The sequence below is a fragment of the Xenorhabdus sp. NBAII XenSa04 genome (assembly GCF_963866145.1).
Lineage (GTDB): Bacteria > Pseudomonadota > Gammaproteobacteria > Enterobacterales > Enterobacteriaceae > Xenorhabdus > Xenorhabdus indica.
The window spans coordinates 1-1,857 of the sequence record NZ_CAWMEB010000252.1 but is presented as its reverse complement, the minus strand read 5'-3'; the positions used below and the strand labels follow the sequence as shown (position 1 = coordinate 1,857).

Annotated in this window: 1 protein-coding gene and 1 pseudogene; both read right to left on the bottom strand. The window is 56.3% G+C overall.

What is annotated here, in order from left to right; genetic code table 11:
- Positions 1-977, bottom strand: a 977-nt coding sequence (locus AAC147_RS09605) for an integrating conjugative element protein (protein ID WP_047686442.1), incomplete at its 3' end; no start/stop codon positions are given.
- Between the two features lie 14 nt (positions 978-991).
- Positions 992-1,771 (bottom strand): annotated as a pseudogene (locus tag AAC147_RS09600) (TIGR03756 family integrating conjugative element protein); the annotation flags it as partial.
- Positions 1,772-1,857 lie beyond the last annotated feature (86 nt).

The following is a 1,857-nucleotide window of genomic DNA, read 5'->3' as shown; positions in this document are numbered from 1 at the left end:
AGCTGTTCCGTATTGGTTTTCGTGTGTGCTTCCAGCATCGGGGCAAAACCCGTGCCCGCGACGGTGGTGCCCGGCTGGTGTTTCTCTCCGCCGCTGGTGCAGTCTGCCGCCTGGGTACAGGTCCGGATGGCCCGGTCGCCCAGCACGCTGACCACCGCCTCAGCCGCTTCTTGCGCATTGCTGAATTTACGGCAGGCACTGCTCTCACACTTCAGGCCACTGACCGACGACTGGCTCAGTACCGGCAGCTGATTCATCATATTAAAGCCGGCACTGGCTAAATCCCAGGTCGGACGAATGGCATGCGGGCCCTTACCGCCCTGTCGTTGCCCGCCAATCCATGCATGTCCGCTGGCCCCCGTCGCTTTGCTGCCGGCGTTATTCACACGCACCGCATCACCATCGCCACTGTTAACCAGCGTTTTGTATTCCTGCAAAGTAGCCGACTGCGTCCATTTGGTATTCTGCGCAAAATCCATCATTTTATTGGCCATTGCCCGGCAATTGAACTGGGCTTTGTCGAACGCCACATTGGCCTGCAACACGCCATTAGTCAGCATGTCATACAACCCCGGATTGGCCCGCTGGATAATCATCGCCGGCAGACTGGCCACGGCACCGGTGGCCCCCTGAATCACATCCCCTATCAGGTTCTTGAACCCGGCCGTGATCCCGTTCAACTGATTGCTGACGGTGGTTTTCAGGTCAAAATTGCCGCACATTAAATCTGAACGCCAGCCCAGCTCCAACCCGCCAAGTGTGGCAGAGCCACTGCGACGGGCGGGTTCAGATATCACTGAACCGCCCCCCAGGGTATAGAACAGCGTATCGGACACCGCACCGCTGGCCTCTGCCCCATAGCCCAGCGCACTGCGGTTCACCTGCGGTAATGTCAGAAACAACCCCGTAGCGTTAGCCTGCGAAGAAGCGATGACCAGTCCACCGACTATCAGCCATAACGTATTTATTTTCGCCATGATTTATCCCTTTTTCAGATATCCGTACTGCTGAGAAAACGCTGTCCACGCCGCTGACAGCAACTGTAAAGCTGCCACAGGGCAACGCCTGATTGCCATTACTTGCCGCCGTGTGTTCCCCGTCCGGAAATACGGCGCAGGATTGACTTAATGTCGGTGATAACCGCTGCCATTGGTGATTTTTGATGCCAGTATTTTCGATGACCGATTCAGGTGGCCAGTAGCCATCAGTACGCGTGCCTTTCAGTGTCTGATAAACATGGGGTTGCCCTATACGGGTGATGATATCGGCCACCCGCTGTGCGACCACGGCTGACGCCTTGTCACCATCGGTCTGATTGACAAAGCCTGAACGCGGATAAATATTGCCCCACAGAGAGCCGGCCATCTGGCTGCCCAGTTCCCGCTTACCGGGAATAAGGGCTTCCGGGTAGAACGATTCCGGCAAACCAGAGCGCCACGCTACCGAATCCAGCGTACTGAGAAAATAAGGCATCAGGGGTGTGGCGGCACTGCGACACGAATAGCCGGGGATTTGCCCGCCTATCAGGTTAGTCGCCGGATGCCCGATGGCATCGGCATAGTTGAAACGCAGGCTGGTACGCCGTTGCCCGGCAATCTGAACATTGTGGTTACCCCCACCGGCCTTCAGGTGGGATAACGCCCCGGTCACGGTATTTTCCACGCCGCCGGAGAGCCGACTGACCTGTGCCATTTCAGACCACGGATTACCCCCCGGGGGCCTGATAGGTGGACACCACCATTTCGGGGAGATAATGGGTCACCTTAACCGTAATACCGCTCGCTTAAGCAAACTAAGATAAGTCATAATTAGCCTCAGATGATTGTCTGAGGCCGATTTTTATGTCTGAATTTTCTC